This is a genomic window from Serratia sp. JSRIV004 (genome assembly GCF_019968705.1).
GTDB lineage: Bacteria > Pseudomonadota > Gammaproteobacteria > Enterobacterales > Enterobacteriaceae > Chania > Chania fonticola_B.
Window position 1 is genome coordinate 391316 of the sequence record NZ_CP074140.1, and the last position, 19210, is coordinate 410525.

At 51.8% G+C, this 19210-nt stretch carries 13 protein-coding genes, 5 tRNA genes and 3 rRNA genes; 19 read left to right on the forward strand and 2 right to left on the reverse strand.

What is annotated here, in order from left to right:
• Nucleotides 1–313 precede the first annotated feature (313 nt).
• The 10 genes from pepQ to birA all read left to right on the forward strand — a co-directional run bounded on the left by pepQ (nt 314) and on the right by birA (nt 12506).
• The gene (pepQ, locus tag KGP21_RS01715; protein WP_179254002.1) at nt 314–1645 is read left to right on the forward strand and encodes a Xaa-Pro dipeptidase; all 1332 of its coding nucleotides are present in this window, start codon (nt 314–316) and stop codon (nt 1643–1645) included.
• Nucleotides 1645–2259, forward strand: coding sequence for an IMPACT family protein (locus tag KGP21_RS01720; RefSeq protein WP_021807951.1), 615 nt, complete (start codon nt 1645–1647; stop codon nt 2257–2259). Before pepQ ends, KGP21_RS01720 begins: the two co-directional genes overlap by 1 nt.
• Nucleotides 2260–2294: 35 nt before the next feature.
• Nucleotides 2295–3746: a Trk system potassium transporter TrkH gene (gene trkH, locus KGP21_RS01725; RefSeq protein ID WP_021181454.1), complete on the forward strand. Its 1452-nt coding sequence runs from the start codon at nt 2295–2297 to the stop codon at nt 3744–3746.
• Nucleotides 3747–3769: 23 nt separating this feature from the next.
• Nucleotides 3770–4303 (forward strand): menaquinone-dependent protoporphyrinogen IX dehydrogenase, encoded by a 534-nt coding sequence (gene hemG / locus KGP21_RS01730; RefSeq protein ID WP_021181453.1) that lies wholly within the window; start codon nt 3770–3772, stop codon nt 4301–4303.
• A gap of 433 nt (nt 4304–4736) precedes the next feature.
• A 16S ribosomal RNA gene (locus tag KGP21_RS01735) occupies nt 4737–6277 on the forward strand.
• A 145-nt stretch (nt 6278–6422) separates the two neighbouring features.
• Nucleotides 6423–6498 (forward strand) — tRNA-Glu (locus KGP21_RS01740).
• Between the two features lie 243 nt (nt 6499–6741).
• Nucleotides 6742–9649, forward strand: a 23S ribosomal RNA gene (locus KGP21_RS01745).
• A gap of 104 nt (nt 9650–9753) precedes the next feature.
• Nucleotides 9754–9869 (forward strand): 5S ribosomal RNA (rrf, locus tag KGP21_RS01750).
• Together the 16S, 23S and 5S rRNA genes with 1 tRNA gene alongside form the textbook arrangement of a ribosomal RNA operon.
• A gap of 640 nt (nt 9870–10509) precedes the next feature.
• Nucleotides 10510–11547 carry a UDP-N-acetylmuramate dehydrogenase gene (gene murB, locus KGP21_RS01755; protein ID WP_094983248.1) on the forward strand — a complete coding sequence of 346 codons (1038 nt, stop codon included), beginning with the start codon at nt 10510–10512 and terminating at the stop codon, nt 11545–11547.
• Nucleotides 11544–12506, forward strand: a complete 963-nt coding sequence (birA, locus tag KGP21_RS01760; protein ID WP_037376753.1) for a bifunctional biotin--[acetyl-CoA-carboxylase] ligase/biotin operon repressor BirA — start codon at nt 11544–11546, stop codon at nt 12504–12506. The genes murB and birA overlap by 4 nt, the downstream gene beginning before the upstream one ends.
• Before the next feature lie 41 nt (nt 12507–12547).
• Here the strand turns inward: birA and coaA are convergent, their stop codons facing one another.
• Nucleotides 12548–13498, reverse strand: coding sequence for a type I pantothenate kinase (gene coaA, locus KGP21_RS01765; protein ID WP_021808140.1), 951 nt, complete (start codon nt 13496–13498; stop codon nt 12548–12550).
• A 220-nt stretch (nt 13499–13718) separates the two neighbouring features.
• On the reverse strand, nt 13719–14267 hold the full coding sequence (locus KGP21_RS01770; RefSeq protein WP_021182235.1) for an N-acetyltransferase: 549 nt from the start codon (nt 14265–14267) through the stop codon (nt 13719–13721).
• Between the two features lie 393 nt (nt 14268–14660).
• Between KGP21_RS01770 and KGP21_RS01775 the strand changes: the two genes are divergently transcribed.
• The 9 genes from KGP21_RS01775 (at nt 14661) to rplA (ending at nt 18988) form a co-directional block, all read left to right on the forward strand.
• Nucleotides 14661–14736, forward strand: a tRNA-Thr gene (locus KGP21_RS01775).
• Nucleotides 14737–14774: 38 nt separating this feature from the next.
• A tRNA-Tyr gene (locus tag KGP21_RS01780) sits at nt 14775–14859 on the forward strand.
• A gap of 195 nt (nt 14860–15054) precedes the next feature.
• Nucleotides 15055–15129: transfer RNA gene (locus tag KGP21_RS01785), tRNA-Gly, on the forward strand.
• A gap of 6 nt (nt 15130–15135) precedes the next feature.
• A tRNA-Thr gene (locus KGP21_RS01790) sits at nt 15136–15211 on the forward strand.
• Nucleotides 15212–15322: 111 nt separating this feature from the next.
• Nucleotides 15323–16507, forward strand: a complete 1185-nt coding sequence (gene tuf / locus KGP21_RS01795) for an elongation factor Tu (protein WP_046808053.1) — start codon at nt 15323–15325, stop codon at nt 16505–16507.
• Nucleotides 16508–16763: 256 nt separating this feature from the next.
• Nucleotides 16764–17147 carry a preprotein translocase subunit SecE gene (gene secE, locus KGP21_RS01800; protein WP_021182153.1) on the forward strand — a complete coding sequence of 128 codons (384 nt, stop codon included), beginning with the start codon at nt 16764–16766 and terminating at the stop codon, nt 17145–17147.
• Nucleotide 17148: 1 nt separating this feature from the next.
• Nucleotides 17149–17694, forward strand: coding sequence for a transcription termination/antitermination protein NusG (nusG, locus tag KGP21_RS01805; RefSeq protein ID WP_021182154.1), 546 nt, complete (start codon nt 17149–17151; stop codon nt 17692–17694).
• Between the two features lie 157 nt (nt 17695–17851).
• A complete protein-coding gene (gene rplK, locus KGP21_RS01810; RefSeq protein ID WP_021182155.1) occupies nt 17852–18280 on the forward strand; it encodes a 50S ribosomal protein L11 in 429 nt (142 codons plus the stop codon).
• Nucleotides 18281–18283: 3 nt separating this feature from the next.
• The gene (rplA, locus tag KGP21_RS01815) at nt 18284–18988 is read left to right on the forward strand and encodes a 50S ribosomal protein L1 (protein WP_021182156.1); all 705 of its coding nucleotides are present in this window, start codon (nt 18284–18286) and stop codon (nt 18986–18988) included.
• Nucleotides 18989–19210 lie beyond the last annotated feature (222 nt).

Sequence of the window (19210 nt, forward strand, 5' to 3'; positions counted from 1 at the left end):
TCCTGAATCAGCGCAGATGATCTGGTATGACCAGATGATGACGAGTGTGGTTTTTATGTTAATAAATTGCAAATAATAGATTGCATATTTGCAAACCTGATCACAGGGGGAATGGCTAATTGCTTGATACCCAATCAAGTTATTTTTTACCCCTGAGCGAGAAACTTTGGTGCGTAGCGGCCATATCACCTGGGGATGCAATCTGTTTGCAGAGGTTTGCGAAGCACACCTCATGCAGGAGGTGATGGGGTTGGAGCGTGGGATCTGTGTGTTAAGATGGCTCATTCCGTTCTGAGGGCATAAGGGTACTGTGATGGAAACGCTGGCTTCTTTGTATAACGACCACTTGGCAACACTGCAACAACGAGCTCGTGAAGTATTAGAGCGCAACAATCTGGATGCATTGCTGATCCATTCAGGCGAGCTGCAACGGGTCTTTCTGGACGACCACAGCTACCCGTTTAAAGTGAACGCCAACTTCAAGGCGTGGGTGCCGGTAACGTCGGTGCCGAACTGCTGGTTGTGGGTGGACGGCGTTAACAAACCCAAGCTGTGGTTCTATTCCCCGGTGGATTACTGGCATAGCGTTGAACCGCTACCCAACAGCTTCTGGACCAAATCCATTGAACTGTTGCCGCTGACCAATGCAGATGATATCGCCAGCCAACTGCCGCAGCAGCGCGAGCGTGTAGGCTATATCGGCTATGCACAACAGCGGGCCCTCTCTCTTGGCATTGCGGCCGAGCACATCAATCCGCAAGCGGTGCTGAATTTCCTCGATTTCCGTCGCTCGATCAAAACCGGTTATGAACTGGCCTGCATGCGCGAAGCGCAGAAAACGGCCGTGATGGGGCACCGTGCCGCTCATGAAGCCTTCCAGTCCGGTATGAGCGAGTTCGATATCAACCTGGCCTATCTGACCGCCACTGGCCATCGTGATACGGACGTGCCTTACGATAATATCGTGGCCCTGAATGAGCATGCGGCGGTGCTGCATTACACCAAGCTGGATCATCAACCTCCTGCCGAATCCCGTAGCTTCCTGATCGATGCAGGGGCGGAATACAACGGCTACGCTGCCGACCTGACTCGCACCTATGCGGCTCAGAGCGACAATGCATTCGCCCATCTGGTGAAAGATCTCAACGGTGAACAGCTTGCGCTGATAGATACCATCAAAGCCGGGGTGCGCTACACGGATTACCATGTACAGATGCATCAACGTATCGCCAAACTGTTGAAAAATCATAAGCTGGTAACGGGCATCAGCGAAGAAGCGATGGTCGAACAAGGCATCACCTGTCCGTTCCTGCCGCACGGCTTAGGCCACCCGCTTGGTTTGCAGGTGCATGATGCCGCCGGGTTTATGCAGGATGAAAATGGTACTCATCTGGCAGCACCCGCAAAATATCCCTTCCTGCGCTGCACCCGTGTCATGCAACCAGGCATGGTGCTGACCATTGAGCCGGGCCTGTATTTCATTGAGTCCCTGTTGGCACCTTGGCGTAGCGGCGAGTTCAGTAAACACTTTGCCTGGGATCGTATCGACGCGTTGAAACCTTACGGCGGTATCCGCATTGAGGACAATATTGTGATCCACGAAAAGCGTATTGAGAATATGACGCGCGATCTGAACCTGGCCTGATGCAGCCTTACCCCATTCCTGGCGCTGTCATCAGCGTCAGTGAAGAGATAAAGAAAAGCCGTTTCATCACCCTGCTGGCCCCCACCTGCGGGGTCGAGGCGGCCAAAGCCTTTATCCAGCAGGTGCGTGACGAGCATCCAACGGCCCGGCACCATTGCTGGGCTTTTGTTGCCGGGGCACCGAATGATTCGCAGCAGTTGGGGTTCTCCGATGACGGTGAACCCTCCGGCACGGCGGGCAAGCCCATCCTGAGCCAGCTCATGGGCAGTGGGATCGGTGAAATAACCGCGGTGGTAGTTCGCTACTATGGTGGGATCAAGCTGGGTACCGGTGGCCTGGTGCGGGCATACGGCAGCGGCGTACAACAGGCGCTTAAGCAGTTGGTTGTCAGCTATAAAGTGCCGCAGCTCGAATATACTTTGCAGTGCGACTATGCTCAGCTGGCAATGGTAGAGAATTTGCTACAGCTTAGTGAAGGGCGGATTGTGCATGGGGATTACGGTGCTGCCGTGGTGTTACATTTGGCGCTACCGGCCACCGGTACCGAGGCATTCGGGAATAAATTACGCGATCTCAGCCGCGGAAGTTTGCAATTAGTCCCTATATCGCAATAATTCCCACCAACTGAATTGTTAAGGATCGTGCTGAAATGCATTTTCGCGCCATAACCCGTATTGTGGGCCTGCTGGTTATCCTGTTTTCCGGGACAATGTTTATTCCTGGCCTGGTGGCATTGATATACCGCGACGGAGCGGGGCGGGCATTCAGCCAGACCTTCTTTGTAGCCGTGACCATTGGCTTGATGCTGTGGTGGCCAAACCGCAAGCAGAAGCATGAATTAAAGCCACGTGAAGGCTTCCTGATTGTGGTGTTGTTCTGGACCGTGCTGGGCAGCGTGGGGGCATTGCCTTTCCTGTTTTCCGAACGGCCCAATCTCTCCCTGACAGACGCCTTTTTCGAATCCTTCTCGGGTTTAACCACTACCGGAGCTACCACCCTGGTCGGGTTAGACTCCTTGCCTAAAGCCATCTTATTCTACCGCCAGATGCTGCAATGGATGGGGGGGATGGGGATCATCGTGCTGGCCGTCGCCATACTGCCTATCCTCGGCGTCGGGGGCATGCAGCTATACCGTGCGGAAATGCCCGGCCCATTGAAAGACAATAAAATGCGCCCGCGTATTGCCGAAACGGCCAAGACCTTGTGGCTGATTTACGTACTGCTGACCATTGCCTGCGCGCTGGCGTTATGGGGCGCCGGAATGTCGGTATTCGATGCTATCGGCCATAGCTTTGCAACTATCGCCATCGGGGGCTTTTCCACGCATGATGCCAGCGTGGGTTACTTTGCCAGCCCGGCCATCAACACCATCATTGCTGTATTCCTATTGATCTCCGGTTGTAACTACGGCTTGCACTTTGCCTTGCTCAGCGGGCGCAGCTTGAAAGTGTACTGGCGTGATCCGGAATTTCGCATGTTTATCGCCGTGCAGTTCACGCTGGTGGCGGTGTGTACCGTGGTGCTGTGGTGGCACGGTATATATAGAAGCGGCATGGAAACGCTTAATCAGGCTTTCTTCCAGGTGGTGTCGATGGCAACCACTGCAGGGTTTACCACCGACAGCATCGCCAAATGGCCACTGTTCTTGCCAATGCTACTGCTCTGTTCAGCGTTTATCGGTGGCTGCGCGGGTTCAACCGGCGGTGGCTTGAAAGTGATCCGCATCCTGCTGCTGTACCTCCAAGGGTCGCGTGAGTTGAAGCGGTTGGTGCATCCAAATGCGGTTTACACCATCAAATTAGGCAACCGCGCGTTGCCAGAGCGTATTCTTGAAGCGGTGTGGGGCTTCTTCTCCGCCTATGCATTGGTATTTATCGTCAGCATGCTGGCCATTATCGCCACAGGTGTGGACGAGTTCTCGGCCTTTGCCGCGGTAACGGCTACGCTTAACAATCTGGGGCCTGGCCTCGGCGTTGTCGCCGATAACTTTACCACCATGCCGCCACCGGCAAAGTGGGTACTGGTCTTGACCATGCTGTTTGGCCGTTTGGAAGTGTTTACGCTGTTGGTTCTCTTCACACCGACTTTCTGGCGTGAGTAAATGTATCTACGAGGGGTAACGCCATGAAGGCACTGATTCTCTATTCGAGCCGTGACGGACAAACGCACTCTATTGCTGCTTATATAGCTAACCAATTGCAGGATACCCTGAACTGCGACGTTATCGATTTGCAGCAGGCAGAGCATATCGAGCTTGGGCAGTACCAACAGGTACTTATAGGGGCTTCGATACGCTACGGGCATTTCAATACGGCATTACACCGATTTGTGAAGCGTCACGCTGATCAGTTGAATCAGATGCCTAGCGCGTTCTTCGCGGTTAACCTGACGGCACGCAAACCGGAAAAGCGTTCGCCCCAAACCAACGCCTACACCCGCAAGTTCTTATTGTCATCACCTTGGCAGCCGAAGCAGTGCGCCGTGTTTGCCGGTGCGCTGCGTTATCCGCGTTATCGCTGGTTCGATCGCGTCATGATCCGCTTTATTATGAAAATGACCGGGGGAGAGACGGATACCAGTAAAGAAGTGGAATATACAGATTGGCAGCAGGTGGACCGTTTTTCCCAGGAATTCAGCCGCATCCAGTACGAAAAGTGATAGAAATGCTGCCTTGTGCAGCGTTTTGCCGAAAAAAGCCGCGCTTGAAAAGTTTTTTGAATTTAGGGGTTGCGCCCTTCTGAGAACTCCCTATAATGCGCCTCCACTGACCGGGAACAACGACGAACAAGTCGCCCAGCCAGGAAGAAGCAACCCGGTGAAAACACCGCGTCTCGTAAGAGAAAAAGGTTGACTCTTCAGCGGGAAAGCGTAATATGCACCTCCCGCGTTACCGAGAAACTTCACGGTAACGAACGCTCTTTAACAATTTATCAGACAATCTGTGTGGGCACTCACAAGACGATATCCAGCTACTTCGGTAGCAAAAAAATATCAAGTCTTGAAGAGTGACCAAGCAGTCATTCATGCGAATGAATGATTACGAAAGTTAATTTTCGAGCATCGCTGCACGAGTTGCAGCAAATCAAGCTTTTAATTGAAGAGTTTGATCATGGCTCAGATTGAACGCTGGCGGCAGGCCTAACACATGCAAGTCGAGCGGTAGCACAAGGAGCTTGCTCCTGGGTGACGAGCGGCGGACGGGTGAGTAATGTCTGGGAAACTGCCCGATGGAGGGGGATAACTACTGGAAACGGTAGCTAATACCGCATAACGTCTTCGGACCAAAGTGGGGGACCTTCGGGCCTCACACCATCGGATGTGCCCAGATGGGATTAGCTAGTAGGTGAGGTAATGGCTCACCTAGGCGACGATCCCTAGCTGGTCTGAGAGGATGACCAGCCACACTGGAACTGAGACACGGTCCAGACTCCTACGGGAGGCAGCAGTGGGGAATATTGCACAATGGGCGCAAGCCTGATGCAGCCATGCCGCGTGTGTGAAGAAGGCCTTCGGGTTGTAAAGCACTTTCAGCGAGGAGGAAGGGTTCGGTGTTAATAGCACTGTTCATTGACGTTACTCGCAGAAGAAGCACCGGCTAACTCCGTGCCAGCAGCCGCGGTAATACGGAGGGTGCAAGCGTTAATCGGAATTACTGGGCGTAAAGCGCACGCAGGCGGTTTGTTAAGTCAGATGTGAAATCCCCGAGCTTAACTTGGGAACTGCATTTGAAACTGGCAAGCTAGAGTCTTGTAGAGGGGGGTAGAATTCCAGGTGTAGCGGTGAAATGCGTAGAGATCTGGAGGAATACCGGTGGCGAAGGCGGCCCCCTGGACAAAGACTGACGCTCAGGTGCGAAAGCGTGGGGAGCAAACAGGATTAGATACCCTGGTAGTCCACGCTGTAAACGATGTCGACTTGGAGGTTGTGCCCTTGAGGCGTGGCTTCCGGAGCTAACGCGTTAAGTCGACCGCCTGGGGAGTACGGCCGCAAGGTTAAAACTCAAATGAATTGACGGGGGCCCGCACAAGCGGTGGAGCATGTGGTTTAATTCGATGCAACGCGAAGAACCTTACCTACTCTTGACATCCACAGAACTTTCCAGAGATGGATTGGTGCCTTCGGGAACTGTGAGACAGGTGCTGCATGGCTGTCGTCAGCTCGTGTTGTGAAATGTTGGGTTAAGTCCCGCAACGAGCGCAACCCTTATCCTTTGTTGCCAGCGCGTAATGGCGGGAACTCAAAGGAGACTGCCGGTGATAAACCGGAGGAAGGTGGGGATGACGTCAAGTCATCATGGCCCTTACGAGTAGGGCTACACACGTGCTACAATGGCATATACAAAGAGAAGCGAACTCGCGAGAGCAAGCGGACCTCATAAAGTATGTCGTAGTCCGGATCGGAGTCTGCAACTCGACTCCGTGAAGTCGGAATCGCTAGTAATCGTAGATCAGAATGCTACGGTGAATACGTTCCCGGGCCTTGTACACACCGCCCGTCACACCATGGGAGTGGGTTGCAAAAGAAGTAGGTAGCTTAACCTTCGGGAGGGCGCTTACCACTTTGTGATTCATGACTGGGGTGAAGTCGTAACAAGGTAACCGTAGGGGAACCTGCGGTTGGATCACCTCCTTACCTAAAGATATGCAGTTGAGTGCAGTGTCCACACAGATTGTCTGATGAAAAGTAATGAGCAAAGCGCTACCTGTTGATGTAATGAGTCTTCTGGACTCATGCTGATACGAGAAACGGTTAAACCCTGGGTTTAATCGGATTTTGTGTCCCCATCGTCTAGAGGCCTAGGACACTGCCCTTTCACGGCTGTAACAGGGGTTCGAATCCCCTTGGGGACGCCATCCGATAATGAGTGAAAGACATTATCACCGGTCATTCGTGACTGATTATCTTAAAGATGACTCTTGCGAGTCGTGTTTAAGATATTGCTCTTTAACAATCTGGAACAAGCTGAAAATTGAAACATGACAGCTGAAACTTATTCCTCCGTAGAAGTACTGGGGTAAGGATTAACCTGTCATAGAGTCTCTCAAATAAACAGCACGACAGTGTTCTCTGTTTACAGAAACACCTTCGGGTTGTGAGGTTAAGTGACTAAGCGTACACGGTGGATGCCTAGGCAGTCAGAGGCGATGAAGGGCGTGCTAATCTGCGAAAAGTGTCGGTAAGGTGATATGAACCGTTATAACCGGCAATACCCGAATGGGGAAACCCAGTGTGTTTCGACACACTATCGTATGGTGAATACATAGCCATACGAGGCGAACCGGGGGAACTGAAACATCTAAGTACCCCGAGGAAAAGAAATCAACCGAGATTCCCCTAGTAGCGGCGAGCGAACGGGGAACAGCCCAGAACCTGAATCAGTTCTTGTGTTAGTGGAAGCGTCTGGAAAGTCGCGCAGCAAAGGGTGATAGCCCCGTACACTAAAATGCATTAACTGTGAGTTCGATGAGTAGGGCGGGACACGTGACATCCTGTCTGAATATGGGGGGACCATCCTCCAAGGCTAAATACTCCTGACTGACCGATAGTGAACCAGTACCGTGAGGGAAAGGCGAAAAGAACCCCGGCGAGGGGAGTGAAATAGAACCTGAAACCGTGTACGTACAAGCAGTGGGAGCACCTTCGTGGTGTGACTGCGTACCTTTTGTATAATGGGTCAGCGACTTATATTTTGTAGCAAGGTTAACCGTATAGGGGAGCCGTAGGGAAACCGAGTCTTAACTGGGCGAATAGTTGCAAGGTATAGACCCGAAACCCGGTGATCTAGCCATGGGCAGGTTGAAGGTTGGGTAACACTAACTGGAGGACCGAACCGACTAATGTTGAAAAATTAGCGGATGACTTGTGGCTGGGGGTGAAAGGCCAATCAAACCGGGAGATAGCTGGTTCTCCCCGAAAGCTATTTAGGTAGCGCCTCGTGAACTCATCTTCGGGGGTAGAGCACTGTTTCGGCTAGGGGGCCATCCCGGCTTACCAAACCGATGCAAACTCCGAATACCGAAGAATGTTATCACGGGAGACACACGGCGGGTGCTAACGTCCGTCGTGAAGAGGGAAACAACCCAGACCGCCAGCTAAGGTCCCAAAGTCATGGTTAAGTGGGAAACGATGTGGGAAGGCATAGACAGCCAGGATGTTGGCTTAGAAGCAGCCATCATTTAAAGAAAGCGTAATAGCTCACTGGTCGAGTCGGCCTGCGCGGAAGATGTAACGGGGCTAAACCATGCACCGAAGCTGCGGCAGCGACGCTCAGGCGTTGTTGGGTAGGGGAGCGTTCTGTAAGCCGTTGAAGGTGAACTGTGAGGTTTGCTGGAGGTATCAGAAGTGCGAATGCTGACATAAGTAACGATAAAGCGGGTGAAAAACCCGCTCGCCGGAAGACCAAGGGTTCCTGTCCAACGTTAATCGGGGCAGGGTGAGTCGACCCCTAAGGCGAGGCCGAAAGGCGTAGTCGATGGGAAACAGGTTAATATTCCTGTACTCGGTGTTACTGCGAAGGGGGGACGGAGAAGGCTAGGCTAGCCGGGCGACGGTTGTCCCGGTTTAAGCGTGTAGGGGGGTGTTCCTGGTAAATCCGGAACGCTACCAACCCTGAGGCGTGATGACGATGCACTACGGTGCAGAAGTAGTTGATGCCCTGCTTCCAGGAAAAGCCTCTAAGCATCAGGTAACATCAAATCGTACCCCAAACCGACACAGGTGGTCAGGTAGAGAATACCAAGGCGCTTGAGAGAACTCGGGTGAAGGAACTAGGCAAAATGGTGCCGTAACTTCGGGAGAAGGCACGCTGGCGCGTAGGTGAAGAGACTTGCTCTCGGAGCTGAAGCCAGTCGCAGATACCAGCTGGCTGCAACTGTTTAATAAAAACACAGCACTGTGCAAACACGAAAGTGGACGTATACGGTGTGACGCCTGCCCGGTGCTGGAAGGTTAATTGATGGGGTCAGCCGCAAGGCGAAGCTCTTGATCGAAGCCCCAGTAAACGGCGGCCGTAACTATAACGGTCCTAAGGTAGCGAAATTCCTTGTCGGGTAAGTTCCGACCTGCACGAATGGCGTAATGATGGCCAGGCTGTCTCCACCCGAGACTCAGTGAAATTGAACTCGCTGTGAAGATGCAGTGTACCCGCGGCAAGACGGAAAGACCCCGTGAACCTTTACTATAGCTTGACACTGAACATTGAGCCTTGATGTGTAGGATAGGTGGGAGGCTTTGAAGTGTGGACGCCAGTCTGCATGGAGCCAACCTTGAAATACCACCCTTTAATGTTTGATGTTCTAACTCGGCCCCGTGATCCGGGGTGAGGACAGTGTCTGGTGGGTAGTTTGACTGGGGCGGTCTCCTCCCAAAGAGTAACGGAGGAGCACGAAGGTTAGCTAATCACGGTCGGACATCGTGAGGTTAGTGCAAAGGCATAAGCTAGCTTGACTGCGAGAGTGACGGCTCGAGCAGGTACGAAAGTAGGTCTTAGTGATCCGGTGGTTCTGAATGGAAGGGCCATCGCTCAACGGATAAAAGGTACTCCGGGGATAACAGGCTGATACCGCCCAAGAGTTCATATCGACGGCGGTGTTTGGCACCTCGATGTCGGCTCATCACATCCTGGGGCTGAAGTAGGTCCCAAGGGTATGGCTGTTCGCCATTTAAAGTGGTACGCGAGCTGGGTTTAGAACGTCGTGAGACAGTTCGGTCCCTATCTGCCGTGGGCGTTGGAAGATTGAGAGGGGTTGCTCCTAGTACGAGAGGACCGGAGTGAACGCACCACTGGTGTTCGGGTTGTCATGCCAATGGCACTGCCCGGTAGCTAAGTGCGGAAAAGATAAGCGCTGAAAGCATCTAAGCGCGAAACTTGCCTCGAGATGAGTCTTCCCTGGGCCTTTAAGGCCCCTGAAGGAACGTTTAAGACTAAGACGTTGATAGGCTGGGTGTGTAAGTGCAGCGATGCATTGAGCTAACCAGTACTAATGATCCGTGAGGCTTAACCTTACAACACCAAAGGTGTTTTAGAGTAGACGACAATTTTCAGCGAAGTTCCGAGATTGGTTTCGATGGCGACACGAGAGTGAAGCGGTTGAAATGAAACGAATTTGCCTGGCGGCAATAGCGCGGTGGTCCCACCTGACCCCATGCCGAACTCAGAAGTGAAACGCCGTAGCGCCGATGGTAGTGTGGGGTCTCCCCATGCGAGAGTAGGACACTGCCAGGCATCAATTAAGCCAAGAGGCCATCCGCAAGGATGGCCTTTTTGCTATGCGCAGAAAACAGAAATACCCCTCACCCCCGCCCTCTCCCAGAGTACCAGCCGAGAACAACTGAACCCCCGTGTGAGGGAGAGGGAGCCGTCCGGCGTTGTGGATAAGCGAGTGCAGCTTCGGCAAGTCGGAACCTGTGATGAACCCATGCCGTTTCGGCAGTGATGAGTAATCAGAAAGATAAGAAGTTCAGAGGAATACCAGCGGACTCGATCGGTTCCCTCTCCCTGTGGGAGAGGGTTAGGGTGAGGGGATGGTATCACTCGGCTATCCCGAATTATCTCCGCATAGGTAAACGATTAAATATAACCGAGTTCCCACCTGGAAATATTCATGAAATTTTTAGTTCCAAACCCGCCAGGCTAATTCATACATATCATTAATGCTGATAGATTTTATATAACTCAGACTTGTGCTTGAATCAAGATAATAGAATTTTCATATTATCATGATTTAAAAGGATATTTTTAATATTCCATGAGGTCAGAGGTTATTAGCTCACAAGAAATTACCAGTGAATAAAAACAAATAATAGCCATGCGCGGTGGATCGAGTAGACTAGATGATAATTTGTTCCGTCAGAGTATTTAAATCATGTCTACTGAAAGCGCGTCTTTAAAAAATCACAATACTTTTGCGCTCCCGGTCAACGCAGCGCATTTAGTCATTGCCGAAGAAATTGAAATGATGATTAAAGCCTGGCAGCAAGCGCAAAAGCGCCAACAGCCACTGCTGGTACTCGGTGAAGGGAGCAACGTCCTGTTCCTGGAGGATTTTGCCGGTACGGTCATGATTAACCAGTTAAAAGGTATCACGGTCAGGGAAGAGCAGGACGCCTGGCATTTGCATGTCAGCGCCGGAGAGAATTGGCACCATCTGGTTAGCCAGATGCTCGAACGTGGCATCCCCGGGCTGGAGAATCTGGCATTGATCCCGGGTTTGGTCGGTTCGGCCCCTATCCAGAATATCGGGGCGTACGGCATCGAGCTCAAACAGGTCTGTGAGTATGTCGACCTGCTGAACCTGACTACGGGTGAAATCGATCGTATGGATCCTGAACGCTGCCAGTTTGGTTACCGGGAAAGCGTTTTTAAGCATGAGCTTAAGCAAGGATTCGTGATTGTGGGCGTTGGTTTACGGCTTAGCAAACAGTGGAATCCGTTGCTGAACTACGGCGACCTTGCCAAGCTGGATCCCAAGACGGTAACGCCGCAGCAGGTATTTGACGCGGTATGCGCCATGCGGCGCAGCAAGCTGCCAGACCCACGTATTAGTGGCAATGCAGGCAGCTTCTTTAAAAACCCACTGGTGAGCGGGGAAGCCGCTAAAGCATTATTAGCCCAATATCCTGCAATGCCACATTATCCGCAGCCGGACGGGCAAGAAAAACTGGCTGCCGGTTGGCTGATCGATCAGTGTTCACTCAAGGGGCATCAGATCGGTGGCGCAGCGGTGCACCGTCAGCAGGCCTTGGTATTGGTAAATGCCGATAATGCCAGCAGCCAGGATGTGGTGGCACTGGCCAGGCATGTGCGCAATACGGTCGCGCAGAAATTCGATGTCTGGTTAGAACCAGAGGTACGTTTTATCGGGGCCACTGGTGAGCTGGATGCCGTAGAGGTCATTTCATGAGAGATACCACAGTACCACTGAAGATCATCTCCCTACTGGCGGACGGCGAGTTCCACTCTGGCGAACATTTGGGTGAGTCATTGGGAATGAGCCGCGCAGCGATTAACAAGCATATTCAGACTATCCGGGAGTGGGGTTTGGATGTGTTCACGGTTCCGGGGAAAGGCTATAGCCTACCTGCGGCGATCAACTTGCTGGATGCTGAGCGTATACTTGGCTTACTGGAAGACAAGCGGGTCACGGTATTGCCCGTGGTTGATTCAACCAACCAGTATCTGTTGGACAGGCTTGCAGAACTGACATCCGGTGATGCCTGTATAGCCGAGTATCAGCAGGCAGGGCGTGGGCGACGTGGTCGGCAGTGGGTTTCGCCTTTCGGGGCAAACCTATATTTATCCATGTTCTGGCGTCTTGAACAAGGGCCAGCGGCCGCGATGGGGTTGAGCCTGGTTATTGGCATCGTGATGGCAGAAGTGTTGCAGCATCTCGGTGCAGAACAGGTCCGTGTGAAGTGGCCCAATGATTTATACCTTAACGATCGCAAGTTGGCCGGTATTTTGGTTGAGCTGACCGGTAAAACCGGGGATGCAGCCCAGTTGGTGCTCGGAGCGGGTATCAACATGGCGATGCGTGAAACCAACGCCAGTCAGATTGATCAGCGCTGGATCAACCTGCAGGAAGCCGGGATCACTATCGATCGAAATGAATTGGCCGCCAAATTGCTTAATGAACTACGAAATTCATTACGGCAATTTGAAATAGATGGGCTAGCACCTTTTATTTCACGTTGGCGTCAATTAGATAATTTTATCGATCGTCCAGTTAAACTATTAATTGGTGAACAACAGATTTTCGGTATTGCCCGCGGTATTGATCAGCAGGGTGCATTGCTGCTTGAACAGGAAGGAGTCATTAAACCCTTTATTGGTGGTGAAATATCTTTGCGGAGCGCTGAATAAGCTAAAATAAGAGAGGCCATTGGCCTCTCTTACGCTATCGATTATTTCCGCAACCGTACACTTTCCACAGCGTGATTGGCACTCTTAGTCATGATTAAGCTGGCTCTCTCGCGAGTCGGTAAGATATTCTGCTGTAAATTCAATCCATTAATCTCATTCCACAGCTGGGTGGCGATATTTATCGCCTCCGTTTCCGGCAACTGAGCATAGCTATGGAAATAGGAGTCTGGGTTAGAGAACGCACCCTGACGGAATTTCAGGAAGCGGTTGATATACCAACTTTGCAATAGATCGCCAGGGGCATCGACATAGATTGAGAAATCAACAAAGTCGGAAACAAATACCCGGTGAGGATCGTGTGGATAGTCCATACCGCTTTGCAAAACATTCAATCCTTCCAGGATCAGAATATCAGGCTGTTCGATAACTTTATTGCCTTCAGGCACCACGTCATAGATCAGGTGAGAGTAAACCGGGGCAGTAACACGTTTGGCACCGGATTTAACTTCCGAAACGAATTTCACCAGGCTATGCATGTCGTAGGATTGCGGGAACCCTTTTTTCTTCATCAGGCCGCGCTCGTTCAGCACCTTGTTCGGGTGCAGAAAGCCGTCTGTGGTGATCAGCTCGACGCTACGATGTTCCGGCCAGCGGCTCAACAACGCCTGCAACAAACGCGCCGTGGTACTTTTACCCACGGCTACGCTGCCAGCAATGCCGATCACATAAGGAATGCGTTGGCCATCTGTACCAAGGAATTGCTCCAGAACTGCCTGGCGACGCAGGTTTGAACTGATATAGAAGTTCAGCAACCGTGAGAGCGGCAAGTAGATCTGCGCGACTTCCTCCAGGGAGAGATCTTCGTTAATCCCTTTGAGTTTAACAATCTCTTCTTCCGACAGCGTCAGCGGCACCGAATCCCGTAACGCGGCCCACTGGCTGCGATCGAACTGAAGGTAAGGCGTCGCTAAAGATTGATCTCTTTTTATCATAAGCCAAATTCTGCCTGTTAACGCAGGTTGGGAAAGGCGCTGGACGCCAACTCCAGATAATAATCAAACTGCATATTATAGACAGCGGGCTTTTAGGCGTAGACTTTTTTCGCAAATGTGGTCGATTAGCGGCAGTTTTTACCAATAGTGCGAACAGGCACGCAATTGAGAAAGGGCCTGTTGCAAGGCGGTATCACTGGGCAATGATACCGTTTTCAGGTCAGCTGGCGGCGGCGCGGGAGGGTTGCTGAACGGCAAACAGCCGCTTGTAGTAAATCGCTGTAGGGTGGTAATACCCGTCGGGAGCCGCGGCGTAATCGGGTATCTCCCCGAGGCAACGATAGCCCAACGAGCGATACAGCCCTTCGGCTGCAGAACCGGCCTGGGTGTCCAGATAAAGCAGCCCACGGCGGATCTCAAGCGCCATTTTTTCCAGCGTTTTCATCAACGCCTGTCCAACGCCATTGCGACGGGCGCGGCTGTGCACCAGCAGTTTTTGTACTTCGGCCCGGTTGCGGCCGTTAGGCTTTTGACACAGGGCGAGTTGGACGGTGCCAATGACGCCGCTTTCGTCTCTGGCAATCCACAATAGCAACTCTCCTTTGGCCAACGCTGGGCGCAGGCTATGGAAGTAGCTCTCAGCATCCTCGTGGGGAATTTGTGTGTCGTAACCTACTGAAGCCCCGTGAGTGACCGCATCGGTGAGCAACTGCGCCAGCTCGGCGCGGTATATGGGAAGCGTTGCCGCATTGATCAGGACAATTTTCATCGGTCATTCCTCCTGGCTATTAGGGATAATGATGATAAGCAATAAGCGCGCCAACGCGGCTAACCTGTGGGGGAGCCGCCAACCCAGGGACGAAAGCGGTATATCAGCACCATCAGAGAGCACCGTCCTCTTTGTGGTGCACCATCCCGATCGCGGCTTTAAACCGATAGACTATCTTTGATTGAGCGATATGCAAAAGTGCAGGGAAAGCATCAGCAGGGTAGGTCTAAAATAGTTTAGATTAATGCCCATATTTGATGAAATTTTGCGCCTCAACGGTGAAAAACTGCGAGCCGGATGCAGAAATCGGCTGATTTATGAGCGATAGGGCTTAGATCGCAATTTTTTTGTTGCATAGCCCGTCAGCTCTACCTAGAATGCGCTGCACTTGATGCCGGCTTAGCTCAGTAGGTAGAGCAACTGACTTGTAATCAGTAGGTCACCAGTTCGATTCCGGTAGCCGGCACCATTCAAGTATGAAGTGGTCAGTAAAAGTAGTTAAAATCTGGTGGGGTTCCCGAGCGGCCAAAGGGAGCAGACTGTAAATCTGCCGTCACAGACTTCGAAGGTTCGAATCCTTCCCCCACCACCATATTAGACCCGAGGCACTGGGTCACACCGAGCGGTAATGCTGAATCAAGCGCCGAGCGGGGAAGGTGAAAACCTTCAAACAGTTCGCGCCGCGTAACGGAAGTTGCTGGCACGAAGGGTGAAGAGTTAAGCGACGAACAATCCTTCTCTCCACCTTTAAAGTCTACAGAAAAGTCAGGTAGCCGAGTTCCAGGATGCGGGCATCGTATAATGGCTATTACCTCAGCCTTCCAAGCTGATGATGTGGGTTCGATTCCCACTGCCCGCTCCAAGATGTGCTGATATAGCTCAGTTGGTAGAGCGCACCCTTGGTAAGGGTGAGGTCGGCAGTTCGAATCTGCCTATCAGCACCACTTCTTAATTTCTCGCCCCCTGATTTTCTTTCTGTTTCCTGAATTCAACAAGCAAATGCTTGGTTGATGTGGTGATACCACCGATTTATCCGTGTCTTAGAGGGACAATCGATGTCTAAAGAAAAATTTGAACGTTCAAAACCGCACGTTAACGTCGGTACTATCGGCCACGTTGACCACGGCAAAACTACCCTGACTGCTGCAATCACTACCGTTCTGGCTAAAACCTACGGTGGTTCTGCACGTGCTTTCGACCAGATCGATAACGCGCCAGAAGAAAAAGCTCGTGGTATCACCATCAACACTTCTCACGTTGAATATGACACCCCGACTCGTCACTACGCGCACGTTGACTGCCCAGGGCACGCCGACTACGTGAAAAACATGATCACCGGTGCTGCTCAGATGGACGGCGCTATCCTGGTTGTCGCTGCGACTGACGGCCCTATGCCTCAGACTCGTGAGCACATCCTGCTGGGTCGTCAGGTTGGCGTTCCTTACATCATCGTATTCATGAACAAATGCGACATGGTTGATGATGAAGAGCTGCTGGAACTGGTAGAAATGGAAGTTCGTGAACTTCTGTCTGCTTATGACTTCCCTGGTGATGACCTGCCGGTTGTTCGTGGTTCAGCGCTGAAAGCACTGGAAGGCGAAGCTGAGTGGGAAGCTAAAATCATCGAGCTGGCCGGTCACCTGGATTCTTACATCCCAGAACCAGAGCGTGCTATCGACCAGCCGTTCCTGCTGCCAATCGAAGACGTCTTCTCCATCTCCGGTCGTGGTACCGTAGTTACCGGTCGTGTTGAGCGCGGTATCGTTAAAGTTGGCGAAGAAGTTGAAATCGTTGGTATCAAAGACACCGTTAAGTCTACCTGTACCGGCGTTGAAATGTTCCGCAAACTGCTGGACGAAGGCCGTGCTGGTGAGAACGTTGGTGTTCTGCTGCGTGGTATCAAGCGTGAAGACATCGAACGTGGTCAGGTACTGGCTAAACCAGGTTCCATCAAGCCACACACTCAGTTCGATTCAGAAGTGTATATCCTGAGCAAAGAAGAAGGTGGTCGTCATACTCCATTCTTCAAAGGCTACCGTCCACAGTTCTACTTCCGTACAACTGACGTGACCGGTACCATCGAACTGCCAGAAGGCGTAGAGATGGTAATGCCAGGCGATAACGTGAACATGGTTGTTACCCTGATCCACCCAATCGCTATGGACCAAGGCTTGCGTTTCGCAATCCGTGAAGGCGGCCGTACCGTTGGCGCTGGTGTTGTTGCCAAAGTTATCGCTTAATCGCGGATAATATTTGACGCGACATGCGATAAAAGGGCATCATTTGATGCCCTTTTTCTACGCTGTGAACTAGAACCTATCTCATCAGCGATTTTGCAGTCATAATCATTGGTGAGATGGGCTCTTAAACGGTATTGACTGAAATACGTCATGGCGTAAAACACCGGGATGCTGCCAAGCGGCATCTGTTCGGTTTGGTTTGCCTCGCATTGCGAGGCAAAGTTGTTTGTTCGAATCATTAGTGACAGGTTGGTTTATGAGTGCGAATACCGAGGCTCAAGGGAGCGGGCGCGGCCTTGAAGCGGCCAAGTGGTCAATCGTCGCCGTTCTGTTGGTTGTGGCTATCGTCGGTAACTATTACTACCGTGATTTCAGCCTGCCGCTGCGTGCGTTGGCCGTTGTCGTGGTTATTGCCGTTGCTGGTGCAGTGGCATTGATGACCACTAAAGGCAAAGCCACCGTTGCGTTTGCGCGCGAAGCGCGTACTGAAGTACGTAAAGTGATCTGGCCAACTCGTCAGGAAACGTTACACACCACGTTGATCGTTGCCGCGGTAACCGCCGTGATGTCACTGATTCTGTGGGGCCTGGATGGTATATTGGTCCGTCTGGTATCGTTTATTACTGGCCTGAGGTTCTAAAATGTCTGAAGCCCCAAAAAAACGCTGGTACGTCGTTCAGGCGTTTTCCGGTTTTGAAGGTCGCGTAGCGCAATCGCTGCGTGAACATATCAAACTGCACGATATGGAAGAGCTGTTCGGCGAAGTCATGGTTCCCACCGAAGAAGTGGTGGAGATCCGTGGTGGTCTGCGTCGTAAGAGTGAGCGTAAATTCTTCCCTGGCTATGTACTGGTTCAGATGGTGATGAATGACGCCAGCTGGCACTTGGTGCGCAGTGTTCCTCGTGTTATGGGCTTCATCGGTGGAACTTCCGATCGTCCTGCACCGATCAGCGATAAAGAAGTGGACGCGATTATGAACCGCCTGCAGCAGGCTGGTGATAAGCCACGTCCGAAAACGATGTTCGAGCCGGGTGAACTGGTGCGCGTCAACGATGGTCCATTTGCTGACTTTAACGGCGTCGTTGAAGAAGTGGACTACGAGAAGAGCCGCCTGAAAGTGTCTGTCTCCATCTTTGGCCGTGCAACGCCGGTGGAACTGGACTTTAGCCAGGTAGAAAAAGGCTGATCAAATAATCAGCAAGGCGAGCGGGTTTGTAGCTTGTCAGAGGCGCGAGATTGAACTATAATTTCGCGCCTTTTGTTTTTAGATGTCCTGCTCTTGCAGCGGGACGAAACACGGGGAGCCTCTCAGGAGGCGATATTACCCAAACGAGGAAATTTCAATGGCCAAGAAAGTACAAGCCTACGTTAAGCTGCAAGTTGCAGCCGGTATGGCTAACCCAAGTCCACCAGTTGGTCCAGCTCTGGGTCAGCAAGGTGTTAACATCATGGAATTCTGTAAGGCATTCAACGCTAAAACTGACAGCGTTGAGAAAGGCCTGCCGATCCCGGTTGTTATTACAGTTTATTCTGATCGCTCCTTCACTTTCGTTACCAAAACCCCGCCAGCAGCAGTTCTGCTGAAGAAAGCGGCTGGTATTAAATCTGGTTCCGGCAAGCCGAACAAAGATAAAGTTGGCAAAGTGACTAGTGCACAGGTTCGTGAAATCGCAGAAACCAAAGCTGCGGACATGACTGGTTCTGACGTTGCAGCGATGATTCGCTCCATCGAAGGTACTGCTCGTTCCATGGGCCTGGTAGTGGAGGATTAAGAAATGGCTAAGCTGACCAAGCGCATGCGCGTGATCCGTGACAAAGTTGATGCTACTAAACAGTATGACATCCTCGAAGCTGTTGCTCTGCTGAAAGAGCTGGCCACCGCTAAATTCGTAGAAAGCGTTGACGTTGCCGTTAACCTCGGCATCGACGCTCGTAAATCAGACCAAAACGTACGTGGTGCTACCGTTCTGCCACACGGCACCGGTCGCAGCGTTCGCGTTGCCGTATTTGCCCAGGGCCCTAACGCTGAAGCTGCTAAAGCTGCAGGCGCAGAGCTGGTAGGTATGGAAGATCTGGCTGACCTGATCAAGAAAGGCGAGATGAACTTCGACGTGGTTATTGCTTCCCCGGATGCAATGCGCGTTGTAGGTCAACTGGGCCAGGTTCTGGGTCCACGTGGTCTGATGCCTAACCCGAAAGTGGGTACCGTTACTCCTAACGTTGCAGAAGCTGTGAAGAACGCTAAAGCAGGTCAGGTTCGTTATCGTAACGACAAAAACGGTATCATCCATACCACTATCGGTAAGGTTGATTTCGACACAGACAAGCTGAAGGAAAACCTGGAGTCTCTGCTGGTTGCGCTGAAAAAAGCCAAACCATCTCAGGCAAAAGGCATGTACATCAAGAAAGTTAGCCTCTCCACCACCATGGGTGCTGGCGTTGCTATCGATCAAAGCGGTCTGAGTGCTGTAGCGAACTAATCACCTGGTGATTAATCGCTTTGACTTGGGGGTGGGATTCATCTAGAATCTTATCCCCCAAGGTTCTGCTACGTGCGGAACAACAGATTTTTCGGTTGGAGCCTGGCCTATCCAGGCCTCCGTCCAAGACCGCAGGTGTGCCGCAAGGCACTTAATCCTTCCTGCGTAGACGGTGACAGAGCCTAAAGAAATTTTTTCTTTTTTAAAAAGAATGGTCTTTGC

Coding starts and splice junctions, on each gene's coding strand:
- pepQ (WP_179254002.1), top strand. CDS start 314: ATGGAAACGCTGGCTTCTTTGTATAACGACCACTTGGCAACACTGCAA.
- KGP21_RS01720 (WP_021807951.1), top strand. CDS start 1,645: ATGCAGCCTTACCCCATTCCTGGCGCTGTCATCAGCGTCAGTGAAGAG.
- trkH (WP_021181454.1), top strand. CDS start 2,295: ATGCATTTTCGCGCCATAACCCGTATTGTGGGCCTGCTGGTTATCCTG.
- hemG (WP_021181453.1), top strand. CDS start 3,770: ATGAAGGCACTGATTCTCTATTCGAGCCGTGACGGACAAACGCACTCT.
- murB (WP_094983248.1), top strand. CDS start 10,510: ATGTCTACTGAAAGCGCGTCTTTAAAAAATCACAATACTTTTGCGCTC.
- birA (WP_037376753.1), top strand. CDS start 11,544: ATGAGAGATACCACAGTACCACTGAAGATCATCTCCCTACTGGCGGAC.
- coaA (WP_021808140.1), bottom strand. CDS start 13,498: ATGATAAAAAGAGATCAATCTTTAGCGACGCCTTACCTTCAGTTCGAT.
- KGP21_RS01770 (WP_021182235.1), bottom strand. CDS start 14,267: ATGAAAATTGTCCTGATCAATGCGGCAACGCTTCCCATATACCGCGCC.
- tuf (WP_046808053.1), top strand. CDS start 15,323: ATGTCTAAAGAAAAATTTGAACGTTCAAAACCGCACGTTAACGTCGGT.
- secE (WP_021182153.1), top strand. CDS start 16,764: ATGAGTGCGAATACCGAGGCTCAAGGGAGCGGGCGCGGCCTTGAAGCG.
- nusG (WP_021182154.1), top strand. CDS start 17,149: ATGTCTGAAGCCCCAAAAAAACGCTGGTACGTCGTTCAGGCGTTTTCC.
- rplK (WP_021182155.1), top strand. CDS start 17,852: ATGGCCAAGAAAGTACAAGCCTACGTTAAGCTGCAAGTTGCAGCCGGT.
- rplA (WP_021182156.1), top strand. CDS start 18,284: ATGGCTAAGCTGACCAAGCGCATGCGCGTGATCCGTGACAAAGTTGAT.